Below are 16,334 nucleotides of genomic sequence, written 5' to 3' on the forward strand. Positions count from 1 at the left end.
GTCAAATCGGCCTTGCGGCACGCGGCGGCTGCGGCGTCGCAATGACGGTGCGGCGATTGCCAAATGTGCCCGCGGATATCCCGATCTCCCCCTCATCCTGAGGTGCTGCGCAGCAGCCTCGAAGGAGGCCTCCAGGGATCGCGCGGCTGGCTAGAGGGCTCCTTCGAGGCCTTCGCTTCGCTCCGTCGCCTCAGGATGAGGGCGAGGATGGGACTCCCAGGATCGAGCCGTTTCCGATTCTCGAATACGATTTCAACAGTTGCGTACCAATCAAGCCGGAACGCGCACCGTCCCTCAAACTTTCCGGATGGAACGCCCGTGTCCGCCGGCCATCCGGCCGATCTGGCGCTCGATGGCGACTCGCACCGAGGCCCCGAGGTCGTAGGACCAGGCAATGTAGGCCGCGATCGTCGCGCTCACGACCATCACGGCGCTGGCGGCGCAGAGCGGGACCACGAGCAACAAAGTCAGGACCAGCCCGACCGACATCCGTTCGCCCAGCGAGGCTTGCGGCCAGGGATCGATCGGCAGGGTGAACCGTCGTCCGTATCGCATGGCTGCGATCCTCGAAGGCCGGTCGCGCTGCGATGGCGCGCGACTACGCAGACTCAACAGCGCTCGGCGTCGGATGTTGCGCACCGGGTTCCGAAAAGACCGGCGGCCGTGACGTTGCGGCACGGTGGTGCGGCGCAACCGGGGGCGACGACACCCGTTGCTGCAGCGGTTCCTTCACAGGGTGAGGCCGGGATGGCACGGGTTGCAGTCGTTACCGGAGGGACGGCCGGAATCGGGCTCGCGACCGCGCATCGCTTCGCCGCCGGCGGCTGGTCGGTGGCCGTGATTGCACGCGATCCCGGGCGGCTGGCCGCTACCGAGCGGGCGCTCGCCGCTTATGGCCAACCGGTCCTGGCGATCGCGGCCGATGTCGCCGACGCGCAGGCCGTCGACGCCGCCGCCGCCCGGATCGAGACTGAGCTGGGCCCGATCCGCGCCTGGGTGAACAACGCCATGTCGACCGTGGTGAACCCAGCCGACCGGATCACCCCGGACGAGTACCGGCGGGTCACCGAGACCACCTATCTGAGCCAGGTCTACGGCACCCTGGCGGCGCTCCGCTACATGAAGCGGCGCAAGCGCGGTGCGATCATCCAGGTCTCCTCCGGGCTCGCGATCCGGGCGGCGCCGCTCCAGGCGCCCTATTGCGCGGCCAAGTTCGCCGTCTCCGGCTTCACCGACGCCCTGCGCTGCGAGCTGCTCCACGATAACGTCGCGATCAGCCTCAGCGTGGTCTACCTGCCGGCGGTGAACACGCCGCAGTTCAACTGGGCGCGCAACCGCACCGGCCATCGCCAATACGCTCCGGACCCGGTCTTCGACCCGCGGCTCTGCGCCGAGGCGATCGTCTACGCGGTCGAGCATCCGCGCCGGGAGGTCTGGGTCGGACGTTCGTCGATGATGATGGCCGCCGCGCAGGCGCTCGCCCCGGCGTTCGCCGACCGCAAGGCCGCGTCGATGTGGTCGGCCCAGCTGTCCGACACGACGATCCCCGACATGACGGGCAACCTCTACGACCCGGTGCCGGGCGAAGTCGGCATCGACGGGCGGTTCATCGACCGGATGAAATTGACCCGGGGCGAGTTCGTCACCAGCCGCACCCGGGATGCGGTGGTCGGCGGTCTCGCCGCGCTCGCCCTGCTGGGACTCGCGGGCGCGGCCGTGGCGGCCACCCGTCCCCGGCGGGCTGCGCTGCGTGGTCGGATTCGCTAGACAGTCCCGGTTTCAAAAGGTCCGAGACCTTTTGCGGGTCCAGGGCGGAGCCCTGGTGTCGGGCTTCACCCGATGCTCGGGGGTTCCACCCCCGAACCCCGCCAAAGGGCTGAGCCCTTTGGAAACCCGGGGTCCCAACCGCCAGGAGAGGCCTGACACGATGCCCGGCTATCTGCCCTTCGCGGGCGCCCTGAAGCTGCCTGCCTATACCTGCGACAATTGCGGGTTCTGGCAGCGCCATTTCGCGACGCCCCCGTCCTGCCCGATGTGCCTCGACGCCCGCCACGTGGTGCCGCAGGACGGCTGGCGCTTCCGAACGACCCGGGAGGCGCAGGACGCCTTCCCGTGCCATTGGCAGGAGCTGGAATCGGGCGTCTGGCGGTTCTGGAACGAGCCGGTCTCCGGCATCGGTCCCTCCGCCTATCTGATCCGGACCGAACACGGGAATATGGGTTTCGAGGGCTGCCCGGTCTTCAGCGAGGCCGCCCTCGACCAGATCGAGCGGCTCGGCGGCATGCAGGTGCTGTCGGCCTCGCACCCGCATGCCTACGGGGCGTTGACGCAGCTTCAGGATCGGTTCGACCCGGAGCTGTGCCTGCCCGCCGCCGACTTCACCTGGAGCGCCGCGCTTCAGGTGAGCTGGCCCTACGACGACTTTCTCGAGCCTCTGCCAGGGCTGGAACTGCATCGCACCGCGGGGCATTTCGACGGTCACGCCGTCCTGTACGACCGGGCGCGAAAGATCTGTTTCTGCGGGGATGCGCTGAAGTTCGAGCTGGACCCCGCCGACCCGCGCCGAGCCACCACGATCTCGGCGCACAAGGCGTTCGTGCGCGGCGTGCCGCTCACCCCGAGCGAGCTGCGCCGCTACCGCGACGTGTTCGAGCGCCTCGACTTCACCCAGACGTGGACGCCGTTCGAGCCCGCGCGCAATTGCGGCCGTCCTGAAGTTCTGGCGCTGCTGGATCAGTTGCTCATCGGCCGCGCGCATGCCGCGCCGGTGCCGCTCGACAGCCTCCCGGTTCAGGGCCGGTAGAGCGGGTCGTTCTCCAGCCGGATCGACTGGCCGTGCGGCGTCGCCGCGGCGGCGCGCAGGAACGCCTCGGTTCGCACCGCGACGCTCTCGGCGGCCGCCACGCCGCGTTCGGCGAGGATCGTTTCGAGGGTGGCGAGCCAGGCGCTGTAATCGGCCGCCCGCTCCGGCCCGTCCGCCGGCCGGATCTCGCGACCGAGACGGTCGGTCCACTCCGCCCAGGTGAACAAGCCGGCCTCCTGCAGGGACACCACCAGGGCGAAGACCTGCGCCTCCCAGGGTGCCGCGAAAGCTTTGGGCGACGGAACGCTCACGCCGGCTCCAGATAGGGTTCGAAGGCCGCCACCGTGACGATCCCGCCCGGGTCGCCGCTCTCGCCCCACAAGTCCTGGGCCGAGAAGCTAACCGTGTACAACCAGGTCGGGTTCTCGCCAGTCTTGTAGGCGTTGGTATCGGGGTACACGAACGTGCCGTCGACGCGCTCGACCCGCCCGCGTTTGCCGCGGACGTAGCGCGGCAGCCTCGTATGGTCGGGCGGGTGGATGTTCCGGGCGATGACGGCCTCGCCGACCGCGAAGCGGGCCGGCCCGGCGGAGTCGCGGCTGCTCGGGAAGCCCGCCCGGAAGCGCGCTTCCAGCCCGTCCCGGGCGAGCACCCGCGCCACCGGCTTGGCTGCCTCGGACGCTCGGCCCGCTGCGATTTCCTCGGCCGACGCGAGACCCGTGGCGACGACCTGCTGCTCCAGGGCCGCCAGCCAGATCTCGTAGTAGCTCGACGCCAGATACTGCACCGGCGGCAGCGACTCGCGCGTGGCGCGGCTGCCGTCGAGGTTCCAGGCACCGGTGTAGCCCATGGCCATCGCCAGGGCGAAGACGCGGCGCTCCCAGTCGGCGTGGAACACCGGCTCGTCCGGCTCCGGCATCACCGGCCCGAAACCATGCGCGCCGCCGAGGTCCTGGGCGCCGTTCATGCGGGCATCTCCGGTGGAATCGCCCCGGGCAGGCCTGTGCCGATCATCGCGTCGCGGCTGACGAGGGCGGCCAGGGCCTCCTCGGAAAACCCTTCGGTGTTCGCCGGCCGCATCGGCAGGACCATGTAGCGGGTCTCGGCGGTCGAGTCCCAGACGGTGATCCGGGTGGTCTCGGGGATCGTCACCCCGAACTCGGCCAGCACGCCGCGCGGGTCGATCACCGCCCGGGCGCGGTAGGGCGGCGCCTTGTACCAGACCGGGGGCAGGCCGAGCACCGGCCAGGGGTAGCAGGAGCAGAGCGTGCACACGACGAGGTTGTGGGTCTCGGGGGTGTTGGCCACCACCACCATGTGCTCGCCGCCCCGGCCTCCGATGCCGAGTTCGGCGATGGCCGGCGTGGCGTCGGACAGGAGCCGGGTCCGGTAGTTGGGATCGACCCAGGCCCGGGCTACGACCCGGGCGCCGGCATGCGGCCCGACCTTGGTCTCGTAGAGCTCGACCAGGGCGTCGAGGGTGGCCGGGTCGACGTAGCCCTTCTCGGTCAGCAGGGATTCCAGGGCGCGGACCCGCGCCTCGACGGGCGAGAGATCGCTGCCGTGCGAATGGTCGTGCGCATGGTCGTGGCTCATCCCGCCCTCCTGCCGACCGGTATTCTGCACCCTTGCGCGGTCTGGTGCCACAGCGAGGAGCGGAGACCGTTCATCACGGCCCCACTGGCCTGAGTAGATTTCCCGATCTTATCGGGAGTGTTTGGCAAAGGTTCAGGATTGCCGCGATACCCAATTAGAGTCATTCCAGTATACCAGAATACGGACCCGCGGATACGGGTCCAAGGGAACGCGCATGATCGATGATGGATCGAACCCGCCGGCAAGCCCCGGGCCTGGCGACGCCGCGGCGCCTTATGCCACGATCCTCGGTCAGCACCTCGCCCTGCCGATCCGCGATTATTTCCGGATCGTCGAGCAGGAGCCGCTGCCCGTTCAGCTCGCAGGCCTGCTGGAGCGTTTCGAAGCCGCCGTGGCGGCGCGCGGCCAGGTCGTGGCGTTCGACTTCCGCAGCGACATCATCAAAGCGCTCCCGGCCCTGCGCACCTTCGCGCTCTCGCTCGTCGGCGATGTGAGCCGGGCCGACGACCTCGTGCAGGAGACCTTCGTAAAGGCCTGGGCCAACCAGGCCCGGTTCCGGCCCGGCACGAACTTTACCGCGTGGCTGTTCACGATCCTGCGCAACCAGTTCTACTCGGAGCTGCGCAAGCACCGGCGCGAGATCGAGGACGTGGACGGCACGCATGCGAGCCAGATGACCAGCCTGTCCGACCAGGAGGATGCCAGCACCCTCAAGGTCGTGTGGAAGCAGCTCGGGACCCTGCCGGTGGCGCAGCGGCAGGCGCTATTGCTGGTCGGCGCCGAGGGGCACACCTACGAGGAGGCGGCGAGCAAGCTCGGCTGCCAGGTCGGCACCGTGAAGAGCCGGGTCAGCCGGGCGCGGTCCTCGCTGCTCGATACGCTGGGCGTGGTGGTGGCGGGGCAGGCCCCGGCGGCGTAAGGGGCCGCACCACGCGGTTTTCTGAACCTGCCCGTCTCAAGCCCCGCCCGTTTAAACGGCAGGGCGTGAACACGCGCTCGGGATGCCCCGGATGCTGAGAGGACGGGAAGACTGAGCCTGCTCAGACTGGAGCCCGCCGCCGATGCCAGTCGGTCGCCCGCTGGTAGGCCTGGCCGATCCGCAGGGCCATCGCCTCGTCGTAACCGCGGCAGGTGATCTGCAGCGACAGCGGCAGCCCGGCGGATGTGAACCCGTTGGGCAGCGCCAGCGCGCAGAGATCGAGCAGGTTGCCGAAGCGGGTGAAGCGCGAGGGCAGATGCGCCTCGTCGACCTCGGACAGTGCGACGGCGGCGCATTCGGTGGTCGGCGTCAGCAAGGCGTCGATCCCCTCCAGGGCGGCGGCATAGGCAACCTTCATCGCGGCGCGGCGCTGGAGCGTGCCGAGATACTCCTGGGCCGAGACTTTCGCGCCGGCCAGGATCCGGGCCCGCACGACGTCGCCGAGCTGCGAGGCCGGGTCTTCGGCGAGCGCGCCGTTGACGAAATACGCCTCGGCGTTGGTGATGCCGCTCATCGCCACGCAATCGGCGAACCGGAACGGCAGGGCGACATCCACGATCTCGGCCCCCTGCCGGGCCAGGAGATCGAGGGCCGCGTCGTAGGCCGCCAGCATGTCCGCGGCGACGCCCTCCCGCTCGGCTTCCGGCATCCGCCCGAGCCGCAGGCCGCGCACGCCGCGGTTCAGGGTCGACCAGGGCGCGTCCGGGGCGATCCCCCGAGTGGTCGGATCGAGGGGGTCGGGGCCGGAGATCGCCTCGTAGAGGAGCGCGGCGTCCTCGACGGTGCGCGCCAGCGGACCGGGCGTGTCCAGGGTCGTCGAGAGCGGCACGATCCCCCAGGTCGAGACGCGCCCGACCGTGACCTTCAACCCGGTCAGCCCGCAGAAGGAGGCGGGCAGGCGCACCGAGCCGCCGGTATCGGTGCCGATGCCCCAGGGCGCCATCCGGGCCGCCACCGCGACCCCGGTGCCGCTGCTCGACCCGCCCGGCGTGCGTGGCGTCTCCGGATCCCAGGGATTCCAGGGCGTGCCGAGATGCTGGTTGGTGCCCCAGCCGCCATAGGCGAACTCCACCGTGTGGGTCTTGCCGAGCACGATCATGCCCTGCGCGATCAGCCGCCGGGCGATGGTCGCGGTGCGCTCGGCCCGGCGCGCCCGGTGGGCGGCCGAGCCGCCCATGGTGATCCGGCCCTCCAGGTCGATCAGGTCCTTGAGCACCACCGGAACGCCGTGCAGCGGCCCGACCGCGTGCCTGGAGCGGATCGCCCGGTCGGCGCCCTCGGCGGCCAGGCGCGCATCGGCGGCAAACACCTCCGTGAAGGCCTGGAGCTTCGGCTCCAGTTGCTTGATCCTGCCGAGCAGCGCGTCGACCGCGTCCACCGGCGAGAGTGTCTTCGATCCGATCGCCCGGGCGAGTTCGGCCGCGGACGCGTCGATCAGATTCAGATCAGCCATCGGGATCACTGCACGCTGACGAGGGTGAGGTCGACGAACCAGGATTGCGGGGAGACGAAGCCGTGGATCTTCTTCGACATCCCGCGCGGGTTGAGGTCGTGCACGATGAACAGCCACGGCGGGTTGTCCACCAGCCGCTCGTGGGCGAGCGCCGTCTGCGCGTCGATCACCTTGGCGTCGTTGGTCTCGGCCAGCGCCTTGAGGGCGGCGTCGAACGCGTCGTCCTTCCAGTTCGGGAAGTTGAAGCCGCCGGGCGGGAACCGGTCGCCGGCGAAATAGCGGGCCATTACGCTCGGATCGGACGACGGCGAGGAGACGTTGAGCGCCATCGAGCCCTGGAGGCTCGGGGCGTCCGGCAGCGCCCGGCTCGAGTTCAGCAGCACCTGCCACTCGACCACGTTGAAGCTCAGCTCGACGTTGCAGGCCTGCTTCAGGTTCTCCTGCAGGTACTCGTTCATCGGCATCGGCAGCATCTGGCCCGAGCCCGAGGACGAGATCATCACCTTGAGGCTGAGCGGTTTCTTTTCCGAATAACCGGCTTCGGCCAGCAGCGCCTTGCCCTTGGCGGCGTCGAAGCCGTAGCGGTTCTTCGGGCTGCCGAAATTCGGGTCCTTGTCGTTGAGCCAGCCCGAGGCCGGCTCGGCCGTGCCGTTGAGCAGCTCGACGATGCCGCTCCGGTCGACGCAATAGTTGAGCGCCTGGCGGACGCGCACGTCCTTCAGCGGGCTGTCCTTGGCGCCAATGTTGAAGATATACGGCCAGACATGCGGGTACGAGCCCGTGGTGATGGCGAAGCCCGCCTGCTTCAGGGACGGGATCGCATCGGGCGCCGGCACCTCGATCCAGTCGACCTGTCCCGAGCGCAGGGCCGCGACCCGGGCATTCGCCTCCGGGATCGGCATCAGCCGGACCTTGTCGACCTTGGCCATCCGGTTCGGGTCCCAGTAGCCGTCGAACTTGGCGAGATCGACGGATTCCCGCGGGGCGACCCGGGTGATCTTGAACGGGCCGGTGCCGGCCGCCGGCAGCGCCGCCACCTTGGCCCAGTCGCGCCCTGCCGTCTCGAAGGATTTCGGCGAGGTGAACAGCAGGTAGACCACCATGTCGGGGAAGTACGACGCGACCTGCGTGGTCGTGAACTGCACGGTTGCATCGTCGATCTTCCTGTAGCTCCCGACCAGCGGCGCCCGGGCCCGGGAGATGCCGGCGCCCTGCGGCTCGAATTGCGGGCTATCGTTCTTGAAGTAGCGGTCGAGGTTCCAGATCACCGCGTCGGCATTGAACGGGCTGCCGTCATGGAAGCTGACGCCCTGGCGCAGGTGGAAGGTCCAGATCTTCTTGTCGGTTTGATCCTGCTCCCAGCGCTCGGCGAGCGCCGGGATGATGCCGGCGAGCTTGGCCGTGCTCTTGAGGTCCCACTGCACCAGCCCCTCGAAGATCGGGTAGCCGAGGAAGCGCATGCCCTCGAAGCCGTTATTGGGCATCCCCGTGGCGGTGGGAATGTCGGAGGCGGTCATGGCGATGCGCAGCACGCTCTCGGCATGGACCGCGGGGGCGAGGCCAAGGGAACCGGCGACGGCAGCGGCAAGCAGGCGGCGAAGTTTCATCGGATCCCGTTCGTCGAAGTTGCGGGCCGCCACCGGCAAATCCCGCGCCAGATCATGCCATAATCCCGGCGCCCGATGCTCGGGCGATGGCACACGCCGGCCCTTGCGCTCGGTGCGGGCTGCGCCACGATAAGAAAGACTGCGCGTCGCCGGCTGCCTGAGCCGGACCGAGAGGGAGCCGCCCGTGACCGATGGGACGCCAACTACGATGAACGGGGCCGAGAGCCTCGTCCGAACCCTCGTCGCCGGCGGGGTCGAGGTCTGCTTCACCAATCCCGGCACGTCCGAGATGCACTTCGTCGCCGCCCTCGACCGGGTCGAGGGGATGCGCTGCGTCCTGTTCTTGTTCGAGGGTGGGGCCACCGGCGCGGCGGACGGCTATGCCCGCATGGCCGACAAGCCGGCCTCGACGCTGTTGCATCTCGGGCCGGGCCTCGCCAACGGCCTCGCCAACCTGCACAACGCCAAGAAGGCGCGCACGCCCGTCGTCAACATCGTCGGCGAGCACGCCACCTATCACCGGGAGTACAACGCGCCGCTGACCTCGGACATCGAGGGGCTGGCCCGCCCGATGTCGTCCTGGGTGCATACCGGCCTAAGCGCCGCGGAGATCGGCTCCGACGGTGCCGCCGCCATCGCGGCCGCCCGCACCGCGCCGGGGCAGGTCGCCACCCTGATCCTGCCGGCCAATACCGCGTGGGATCCGGGCACCGGCGTCGCCCCGGTGCCGCCGATCCCCGAGCGGGCTCGAGCGGAGGATTCGGCGATCGCGGCTGCCGTGGCGGCGCTCTCCAGCGGCGAGCCGGTGCTGCTGCATCTCGGCGACCGGGCGGTGCAGGGCGAGGGCCGGGTGATCGCCGACCGGATCGCCCGCAAGACTGGCGCGACGCTGATGGCCATGACCTCCAACGCCCGGATCGACCGCGGCGCCGGCACGGTGCCGATCGAGCGCCTGCCCTACCCGATCGACCAGGCAATCGAGGCCCTGAAGGGCTTCCGCCACATCATCCTGATCGGCGCGACCCAGCCGGTCGGCTTCTTCGCCTATCCGGGCAAGCCCAGCCTGCTCGCCCCCGAGGGGTCTTCGACGATCACCCTGGCGACCCCCGAGGAGGACCAGATCGACGCGCTGGAGCGGCTCGCCGAGGCCGTGGCCGCGCCGCCGGCCGCGCCGATCGCCGTGAACCCACGTCCGAGCCTTCCCCGCTCGGGCGCGCTGGACCAGGACACGATCGGCCAAGTCCTCGGGGCGCTGATCCCGGACGGCGCGGTGATCTGCGACGAGTCGATCACCACCGGCCGCAACTTCTTCGCCCTGACCCGGGATGCGGCGCCGCACTCCTGGCTGCAGCTCAGCGGCGGCTCGATCGGCCTCGGTATCCCGATGGCCACCGGCGCGGCCATCGCCTGCCCCGGCCGCAAGGTGATCAACCTCCAGGCCGACGGCAGCGGCCTCTACACCGCCCAGGCGCTCTGGACGCAGGCCCGCGAGCGCCTCGACGTGGTGACGCTGATCTGGTCGAACCGCTCCTACGCGATCCTGCGGGCGGAACTCGCCAATGTCGGCGCGCACAATCCCGGCCCGAAGGCGCTCGGCATGCTGAGCCTCGACGATCCGGCGGTGGATTGGGTCAGCCTCGCCAAGGGCTTCGGTGTCGAGGGTCGGCGGGTGGAGACCTTGGCCGCGTTCATCGACGCATTCGAGCACGCGCTCGCCGAGCCAGGCCCGCACCTGATCGAAGTCGCCCTGTGAGCGAGGCCGCCTACGCGCTTCCCGGGCTCGAAGGCCCGGCCGAAATCCGGATCGACCGCTGGGGCTTGGCGCATATCCGCGCCGCCACCACGCTCGACGCCTTCCGGGTCCAGGGTTTCAACGCGGCCCGGGACCGGCTGTGGCAGCTCGACCTCTGGCGCAAGCGCGGCCTTGGCCTGCTGGCCGCGGATTTCGGGCCGGGCTACCTAGCCCAGGACCGCGCCGCTCGGTTGTTTCTGTATCGCGGGGATATGGCGGCCGAATGGGCCGCCTACGGGCCGCAGGATACGAGGGCGATCGTCACGGCCTTCGTGGACGGGATCAACGCCTTCGTGGCAATGACCGAGACGCGTCCGGACTTGCGGCCCCCTGAGTTCGCTCTGACGGAGACGCGCCCGGCCCGGTGGGTGCCGGAGGATGTCGTCCGGATCCGCAGCCACGGGCTGGTGCGCAACGTCCTGTCCGAGGTCGCCCGCGCCCGGGTGCTGGCCCGGGCCGACACCCGCGAGGCCGGGCTTTCGACCGACGATCTGCGCAAGCGCATCAGCCCGCCGCACGATCCCGTGGTGCCGGACGAGCTCGACGCCGCCGACTGGCCGGACGACCTGCTGGACGTTTTTCGCCTCGCCACCGCCCCGGTCGGGTTCACGCCCGAGCGGATGGCGGCCTCGCGCGACGAGGCTTGGGACTGGACCAGGGTCGACGCCCACGGCGCGGTCACGCGGGGCGCGCGTTCCGCCCCGAAGGAACCGGTCGAGGGCTCGAACAACTGGGTGGTGGGACCCGCCCGCACCGAGACGGGCCGCCCGATCCTGGCGAGCGACCCGCACCGGATCTACCTGCAGCCGTCGCTGCGCTACGCCGTCCACCTCACCGCCCCGGGCCTCGACGTGATCGGCGCTGGGGAGCCGGCGCTGCCCGGCATCTCCATCGGCCATAACGGCCACGCCGCCTTCAGCCTAACCATCGCGCCGATGGACCAGGAGGATCTTTTTGTGTGTGAGACCGATCCCGGGGATCCGGATCGCTACCGCTACGGCGAGGACTGGGAGCCGATCGAGCGCAGTGTGGAAAAAATCCCGGTGCGCGGCGGGCCGGACGAGACCGTGGTGCTGGGCTTCACCCGGCACGGCCCGGTGATCCGCGAGACGGCTGGCCGTGCCTTCGCGCTTCGGACGGTCTGGTCCGAGCCGGGCGCTGCCGCCTATCTCGGCAGCCTCGCCTATCTCGGCGCCACGAGCCCGGAGGCGTTCGGGCAGGCCCTGCGCCACTGGTCGGCGCCCTCGGTCAACCAGCTCTACGCCGACGTGACCGGGCGGATCGCGTGGTTCATGGCCGGCAAGGCGCCGGTGCGCCCGGCTCATGATGGCTTGCTGCCGGTGCCCGGCGACGGCCGCTACGACTGGGCCGGGTTCCACGATCCCGGCGCCCTGCCCCGCCGCATCGACCCACCGGAGGGCTACCTCGCCACCGCAAACGAGATGAACCTGCCGGCCGATTTTCCCGCCGAGGCTCGCAAGGTCGGCTTCGAATGGGCCGAGCCCTGGCGCGCCCGGCGCATCCACGCGGTGCTCGACGACCAGAGCCGACACAGCATGGCCGATTCCCAGGCGCTCCAGGGTGATGACGTCTCCGAGCCGGCCCGGCGTCTCGCGGACCTCGTGCGGGCGCTCCCGGCGGGGGCGGATCCCGAGATCGAGGCCGCCCGCGCCCTGCTAGCCTCGTTCGACGGGTCGCTGCACGCGGACTCCGCCGCTGCCGCCCTCATCGAAGTGTTCTGGGTCCGCCACCTGCGCCCGGCCCTGCTCGAAGCCCTGGTGCCCGATGCCCGGACCCGTCGCCTGCTGCCGCCCGGCGATACCCAGAGCCTGATCGAGCGGCTGGAAAGCGGCTTCGATCCGGCCGCGCGGACAACCCTTCTGATGGAGACCTTGGGGGCCGCGTTCCGGGAGTGCCGGACACGGTTGGGCCAGGATCCAAAAGCCTGGTCCTGGGGCCGGCTGCACCACGCCCTGTTCGCCCATCCGCTCTCAAGCCGGCGGCCGGATGTGGCCTGGGATGTCGGCCCGCTGGCCGTCGGGGGCGCCGCGGCATCGGTCATGCACGCGGAGTACCGGACCGACACGTTCCAGCTGACCCACGGCGCCTCGTTCCGCATGGTCGTGGATGTGGGCGACTGGGACCGGTCGGTCTTCATCAACGTGCCGGGCCAGTCGGGAGACCCGGGCAGCCCGCATTACGCCGACCTGGCCCCGATCTGGGGCCGCCGGGACCATGTGCCGATGCTCTACGGTAGTGCCGCCGTGGAGGCGGCCACCGAGACGATCATCACGCTGAGCCCGGCCTCCGCCTGACCGGCGGCCGGCCGAAGACGGGGACTTGAGACCTTGAAGATCTTCATCGCAGGATTGGCCACCGAGACCAACACTTTCGCGCCCCTGCCCACCGGCCGCGCGGCCTTCCTGGCCGACTATGCCCGCCGGGACGGCAGCAAGAACCCGCCCCGCCTCAGCAATATCGGTCTCAAGGCCTGGCGCGAATTGGCCGAGGCGGACGGGCACACTGTGGTCGAGAGCCTCTCGACCTTCGCGCAGCCGGGCGGGATCACCCTGCGGGCGGTCTACGAGGAATTGCGCGACGCGCTGCTCGACGATCTCCGGGCCGCGATGCCGGTCGATGCGGTGCTGCTGTTCATGCACGGCGCCATGGTCGCCGAGGGCTACGACGATTGTGAGGGGGACACCCTGGAGCGGGTCCGCGCCATCGTCGGCCCGGACGCGACGATCGGCGTCGAGCTCGACCTGCACTGCCATCTCACCGAGGCGATGCGGCAGAGCGCCGACGTCATCGTGATCTACAAGGAATACCCCCACACCGACATCGTCGACCGCGCCCGCGACCTCTATCCCCTTGTGGTGCGGACGGTCGCGAAAGAAATCCGGCCGGTGATGGCCTATGCCGATTGCCGGATGATCAACATGTGGCGCACCACCCGGGAGCCGGTCTCAAGCTTCGTGCGCCGGATGGAGGAGCTGGAGGGCCGGGACGGCATCCTGTCGGTCTCGTTCGGCCACGGCTTCCCCTGGGGCGACGTCCCGGATGTCGGCGCCAGGATGCTTGTGGTCGCCGACGGCGATGCCGCCAAGGCGCAGGCGCTGGCGGACGACCTTGCTGGCGCAGTCTGGGCGATGCGCGAGGCGGCGGCGAGCCGCTGCGACAGCATCGATGCCGCCATCGACGCGGCATTGGTCTCGGACGACCCGCGCCCGATGGTGCTGGCCGACTTCGCCGACAATGCCGGCGCCGGCGCGCCCTCGGACAACACCGCGATCCTGGCGCGCCTCGCCGAGCGCGGCATCAAGGATGTGGCGCTCGGCCTGATCTGGGATCCCGGCGCGGTCGGGATCTGCCACGAGGCGGGGCTCGGCGCGACCTTCGTGCTGCGCATCGGCGGCAAGTGCGGCGTCACCTCGGGCGATCCGGTGGACCTGCGCATCACCGTGCGCGGCCTCTCCGAGGATCACAGCCAGGGCGGCCTCAGCGGCGGCCGGGCCCGGCTCGGACCCGCCGCCTGGGTCGAGGCCGGCGGGATCCACGTGGTCCTGACCCATATCCGCCAGCAGGCCTTCGCGCCCGACGCCTTTACAGGGCTCGGGCTCAGCCTCGACGACAAGCGGATCGTGGTGGTGAAGTCGATGCAGCATTTCTACGCCGCCTTCGCGCCGATCGCGAGCGAGGTCCGCTACGTCGCGGCGCCGGGCGCCGTCCCGCCGGATTACGGCGCGATCCCCTACACCAAGCGCTCGGGCCGCTACTGGCCCAAGGTTGCCGACCCCTTCGCCGAGTCCCCCGCCGAGAGCGCCCGATGATCCCGGACCTGCCGTTCGACGCGGAGTCCATCCTGGCGACGTTGCGCCCCTGGGTGGAATGCGAGAGCCCGACCCACGATGCCACCGCGGTCAACCGGATGATGGGCCTGGCCGCCCGCGACCTCGCGGTCGCGGGGGCGTCGGTCGAGACCATCCCCGGCCGGATGGGCCTGAGCGATTGCGTCCGGGCCCGGTTCCCGCATCGGCACCGCGACCGGCCCGGCATCCTCGTGCTCGGGCATCTCGACACGGTGCATCCGGTCGGCACCCTGGCGAGCCTGCCCTGGCGGATCGCGGGCGACCGCGCCTACGGGCCGGGCATCCTCGACATGAAGGGCGGCAACGTCATCGCGCTCGCGGCGATCCGGGCCCTGACGGCCGCCGGGATCGAGACGCCGCTGCCGGTGACGTTCCTGTTCACCGGCGACGAGGAGGTCGGCAGCCCCGCGACCCGGGACCTGATCGAGGCCGAAGCCGCCCGCCACGCCTTCGTGCTGGTGCCCGAGCCCGGCCAGGCCGACAACGGCGTCGTCACCGGCCGCTACGCCATCGCGCGCTTCGACCTCGAAGCTCTCGGCCGCCCGAGCCATGCCGGCGCCTCGCCCCACGAGGGCCGCTCGGCGATCCGCGCCATGGCGCGCATGATCCTGGCGGTCGACGGCATGTCGGATGCCGACTGCACCTTCTCCACCGGGATCGTCTCGGGCGGCCAATGGGTCAATTGCGTCCCGACCCAGTGCCGCGGGCAGGCCCTGAGCATGGCCAAGCGCCAAGCCGATCTCGACCGCGGCGTCGAGCGGATGCTGGCGCTTTCGGGCGAGCAGGACGGAGTCCGCTTCTCGGTCACCCGGGGCGTTACCCGGCCGGTCTGGGAGCCCGATGCCGGCTGCCTGGCCCTCTACGACCAGGCGCGGATCCTGAGCGAGGCGCTCGGCCTGCCCCTGCCCCATCGCAGCGCCGGCGGCGGCTCGGACGGCAACTTCACCGGCGCCAACGGCATCCCGACCCTCGACGGCCTCGGGCCGCTGGGCCAGGGCTTCCACACCCTCGACGAGCACGTGCTGATTGCGACGCTGCCCCAGCGGGCGCGGCTGTTCGCGGCGTTGCTCGCCAATCTCGGCGCCGCGGGCCGATCGTGAGCCAGGACCCCGTGACGGTCGCGGTCGCCGGCGCCACCGGCGATCTCGGCCTGCGGATCGTGCGGGCGCTCCGGCGCGAGGGTGCGACCGTGACTGCCCTCGTCCGGCCCGGGACGGATCAGGCGCGGCTCGCGCCGCTCGCGGCCCTCGGCGCCCGCGTGGTCGAGGTCGGCCCCGGCCGGCCCGGAAGCTGGCAGGTCGCCTGCACGGGCGCGGCCTGCGTGGTCTCGGCGTTCAACGGCCTGAGCGCGACGGTGATCGACGCGCAGACCGCCCTGCTGGAGGGCGCCGTCCGGGCCGGGGTGCCGCGCTTCATCCCGTCGGATTTCTCGATCGACTACGCCAAGACCGCGCCCGGCGGGAACCGCAACCTCGACCTGCGCCGCGCCTTCCGGGATCGTCTCGACTCCGCGTCGATCCAGGCGACCTCGGTGCTCAACGGCGCGTTCATGGAACTGCTCGACGGGCAGGCGCCGCTGATCCTCAACCGCCCGCGCCGTGTGCTCCATTGGGGCAGCGCCGACCAGATCCTCGACTTCACCACCAAGGACGACACCGCCGCCTTCACGGCCCGGGCCGCCCTGGATCCAGAGACGCCGCGCTGGCTGCGTATCGCCGGCGACAGCCTCAGCGCCCGCGATTTGGCCGCGGCGGCGAGCGCGGCCCGGGGCATGCGCTACCGAACGCTGCGCGCCGGCGGCCTCGGCGCCTTGAGTTTGATGATCCGCGTCGCCCGCACCCTCGCGCCGGGGCGGGGCGCGGTGTTCCCGCCCTGGCAGGGCATGCAGTACCTGCGCGACATGTTCGAGGGCCGCGCCCGGCTGACGCCCCTCGACAACGACCGCTACCCGGACCTGCGCTGGACCACGGCCCGGACGTTCCTTGCGGAGACCGCCGGGCCCCGCGGTCGGGGGTGAGATCAGGCGCGGCCCCAGCCGAGGGCCGCCACCGCCACGGCACCGATCATCCCCCCGATCGTGCCGCCGCCGAAGAATCCCGCCAGGGCCAGCAGCGGGCCGGAGGGCGCCGCCAGCGCGCAGATCAGGGCGCTTCCGACGCAGCCTGTGGTGGCGATCACGGACATCGGGGACCTCATGCAACTATCGGTTGTATAACCGAAGCTGTTTCCATCGGG

Annotated in this window: 15 protein-coding genes; 8 read left to right on the forward strand and 7 right to left on the reverse strand. The window is 70.8% G+C overall.

Annotated elements, in window-relative coordinates; translation table 11 throughout:
• Window positions 1-294: 294 nt before the first annotated feature.
• Window positions 295-555, reverse strand: a complete 261-nt coding sequence (locus MKL09_RS13505) for a hypothetical protein (RefSeq protein ID WP_244020783.1) — start codon at window positions 553-555, stop codon at window positions 295-297.
• 192 nt (window positions 556-747) lie between these two features.
• Here MKL09_RS13505 and MKL09_RS13510 point away from each other — a divergent pair, with 192 nt between their 5' ends.
• Both MKL09_RS13510 and MKL09_RS13515 read left to right on the forward strand, forming a co-directional pair.
• Window positions 748-1,767 carry an SDR family oxidoreductase gene (locus MKL09_RS13510; RefSeq protein WP_244020784.1) on the forward strand — a complete coding sequence of 340 codons (1,020 nt, stop codon included), beginning with the start codon at window positions 748-750 and terminating at the stop codon, window positions 1,765-1,767.
• 160 nt (window positions 1,768-1,927) lie between these two features.
• Complete coding sequence (locus tag MKL09_RS13515) at window positions 1,928-2,803, forward strand: MBL fold metallo-hydrolase (protein ID WP_244020798.1); 876 nt, start codon at window positions 1,928-1,930, stop codon at window positions 2,801-2,803.
• Here MKL09_RS13515 and MKL09_RS13520 read toward each other — a convergent pair.
• The 3 genes from MKL09_RS13520 to nthA are packed head-to-tail and all read right to left on the reverse strand — an operon-like array spanning window position 2,791 to window position 4,399.
• On the reverse strand, window positions 2,791-3,114 hold the full coding sequence (locus MKL09_RS13520) for a nitrile hydratase accessory protein (protein ID WP_244020800.1): 324 nt from the start codon (window positions 3,112-3,114) through the stop codon (window positions 2,791-2,793). The genes MKL09_RS13515 and MKL09_RS13520 overlap by 13 nt on opposite strands.
• Window positions 3,111-3,770 (reverse strand): nitrile hydratase subunit beta, encoded by a 660-nt coding sequence (gene nthB, locus MKL09_RS13525; RefSeq protein WP_244020802.1) that lies wholly within the window; start codon window positions 3,768-3,770, stop codon window positions 3,111-3,113. Before nthB ends, MKL09_RS13520 begins: the two co-directional genes overlap by 4 nt.
• On the reverse strand, window positions 3,767-4,399 hold the full coding sequence (gene nthA, locus MKL09_RS13530; protein WP_244020803.1) for a nitrile hydratase subunit alpha: 633 nt from the start codon (window positions 4,397-4,399) through the stop codon (window positions 3,767-3,769). Before nthA ends, nthB begins: the two co-directional genes overlap by 4 nt.
• Window positions 4,400-4,613: 214 nt before the next feature.
• Between nthA and MKL09_RS13535 the strand changes: the two genes are divergently transcribed.
• Window positions 4,614-5,318 carry a sigma-70 family RNA polymerase sigma factor gene (locus MKL09_RS13535; RefSeq protein WP_244020805.1) on the forward strand — a complete coding sequence of 235 codons (705 nt, stop codon included), beginning with the start codon at window positions 4,614-4,616 and terminating at the stop codon, window positions 5,316-5,318.
• A 121-nt stretch (window positions 5,319-5,439) separates the two neighbouring features.
• Here MKL09_RS13535 and MKL09_RS13540 read toward each other — a convergent pair whose 3' ends face one another.
• A complete protein-coding gene (locus tag MKL09_RS13540; protein WP_244020807.1) occupies window positions 5,440-6,831 on the reverse strand; it encodes an amidase in 1,392 nt (463 codons plus the stop codon).
• 5 nt (window positions 6,832-6,836) lie between these two features.
• Window positions 6,837-8,438, reverse strand: a complete 1,602-nt coding sequence (locus MKL09_RS13545; RefSeq protein WP_244020809.1) for an ABC transporter substrate-binding protein — start codon at window positions 8,436-8,438, stop codon at window positions 6,837-6,839.
• A 208-nt stretch (window positions 8,439-8,646) separates the two neighbouring features.
• Here MKL09_RS13545 and MKL09_RS13550 point away from each other — a divergent pair, with 208 nt between their 5' ends.
• The 5 genes from MKL09_RS13550 to MKL09_RS13570 are packed head-to-tail and all read left to right on the forward strand — an operon-like array spanning window position 8,647 to window position 16,116.
• Window positions 8,647-10,191 (forward strand): acetolactate synthase large subunit, encoded by a 1,545-nt coding sequence (locus tag MKL09_RS13550; protein ID WP_244020842.1) that lies wholly within the window; start codon window positions 8,647-8,649, stop codon window positions 10,189-10,191.
• Window positions 10,188-12,545: a penicillin acylase family protein gene (locus tag MKL09_RS13555; protein ID WP_244020811.1), complete on the forward strand. Its 2,358-nt coding sequence runs from the start codon at window positions 10,188-10,190 to the stop codon at window positions 12,543-12,545. Before MKL09_RS13550 ends, MKL09_RS13555 begins: the two co-directional genes overlap by 4 nt.
• Before the next feature lie 33 nt (window positions 12,546-12,578).
• Window positions 12,579-14,060, forward strand: a complete 1,482-nt coding sequence (locus MKL09_RS13560) for a M81 family metallopeptidase (RefSeq protein WP_244020812.1) — start codon at window positions 12,579-12,581, stop codon at window positions 14,058-14,060.
• On the forward strand, window positions 14,057-15,199 hold the full coding sequence (locus MKL09_RS13565; protein WP_244020814.1) for a M20/M25/M40 family metallo-hydrolase: 1,143 nt from the start codon (window positions 14,057-14,059) through the stop codon (window positions 15,197-15,199). Before MKL09_RS13560 ends, MKL09_RS13565 begins: the two co-directional genes overlap by 4 nt.
• The gene (locus tag MKL09_RS13570) at window positions 15,196-16,116 is read left to right on the forward strand and encodes an NmrA family NAD(P)-binding protein (protein WP_244020816.1); all 921 of its coding nucleotides are present in this window, start codon (window positions 15,196-15,198) and stop codon (window positions 16,114-16,116) included. Before MKL09_RS13565 ends, MKL09_RS13570 begins: the two co-directional genes overlap by 4 nt.
• Window positions 16,117-16,118: 2 nt before the next feature.
• Here the strand turns inward: MKL09_RS13570 and MKL09_RS13575 are convergent, their stop codons facing one another.
• Window positions 16,119-16,295 carry a hypothetical protein gene (locus MKL09_RS13575; protein WP_244020818.1) on the reverse strand — a complete coding sequence of 59 codons (177 nt, stop codon included), beginning with the start codon at window positions 16,293-16,295 and terminating at the stop codon, window positions 16,119-16,121.
• Window positions 16,296-16,334: the final 39 nt, after the last annotated feature.

This window comes from Methylobacterium sp. J-048, from assembly GCF_022829515.1.
Lineage (GTDB): Bacteria > Pseudomonadota > Alphaproteobacteria > Rhizobiales > Beijerinckiaceae > Methylobacterium.

Excerpts from the sequence above, each read along its gene's own strand:
- MKL09_RS13565 (WP_244020814.1), top strand. The coding sequence starts at position 14,057 with ATGATCCCGGACCTGCCGTTCGACGCGGAGTCCATCCTGGCGACGTTG.
- MKL09_RS13510 (WP_244020784.1), top strand. The coding sequence starts at position 748 with ATGGCACGGGTTGCAGTCGTTACCGGAGGGACGGCCGGAATCGGGCTC.
- MKL09_RS13505 (WP_244020783.1), bottom strand. The coding sequence starts at position 555 with ATGCGATACGGACGACGGTTCACCCTGCCGATCGATCCCTGGCCGCAA.
- MKL09_RS13545 (WP_244020809.1), bottom strand. The coding sequence starts at position 8,438 with ATGAAACTTCGCCGCCTGCTTGCCGCTGCCGTCGCCGGTTCCCTTGGC.
- nthA (WP_244020803.1), bottom strand. The coding sequence starts at position 4,399 with ATGAGCCACGACCATGCGCACGACCATTCGCACGGCAGCGATCTCTCG.
- MKL09_RS13540 (WP_244020807.1), bottom strand. The coding sequence starts at position 6,831 with ATGGCTGATCTGAATCTGATCGACGCGTCCGCGGCCGAACTCGCCCGG.
- MKL09_RS13575 (WP_244020818.1), bottom strand. The coding sequence starts at position 16,295 with ATGAGGTCCCCGATGTCCGTGATCGCCACCACAGGCTGCGTCGGAAGC.
- MKL09_RS13515 (WP_244020798.1), top strand. The coding sequence starts at position 1,928 with ATGCCCGGCTATCTGCCCTTCGCGGGCGCCCTGAAGCTGCCTGCCTAT.
- MKL09_RS13550 (WP_244020842.1), top strand. The coding sequence starts at position 8,647 with ATGAACGGGGCCGAGAGCCTCGTCCGAACCCTCGTCGCCGGCGGGGTC.
- MKL09_RS13535 (WP_244020805.1), top strand. The coding sequence starts at position 4,614 with ATGATCGATGATGGATCGAACCCGCCGGCAAGCCCCGGGCCTGGCGAC.
- nthB (WP_244020802.1), bottom strand. The coding sequence starts at position 3,770 with ATGAACGGCGCCCAGGACCTCGGCGGCGCGCATGGTTTCGGGCCGGTG.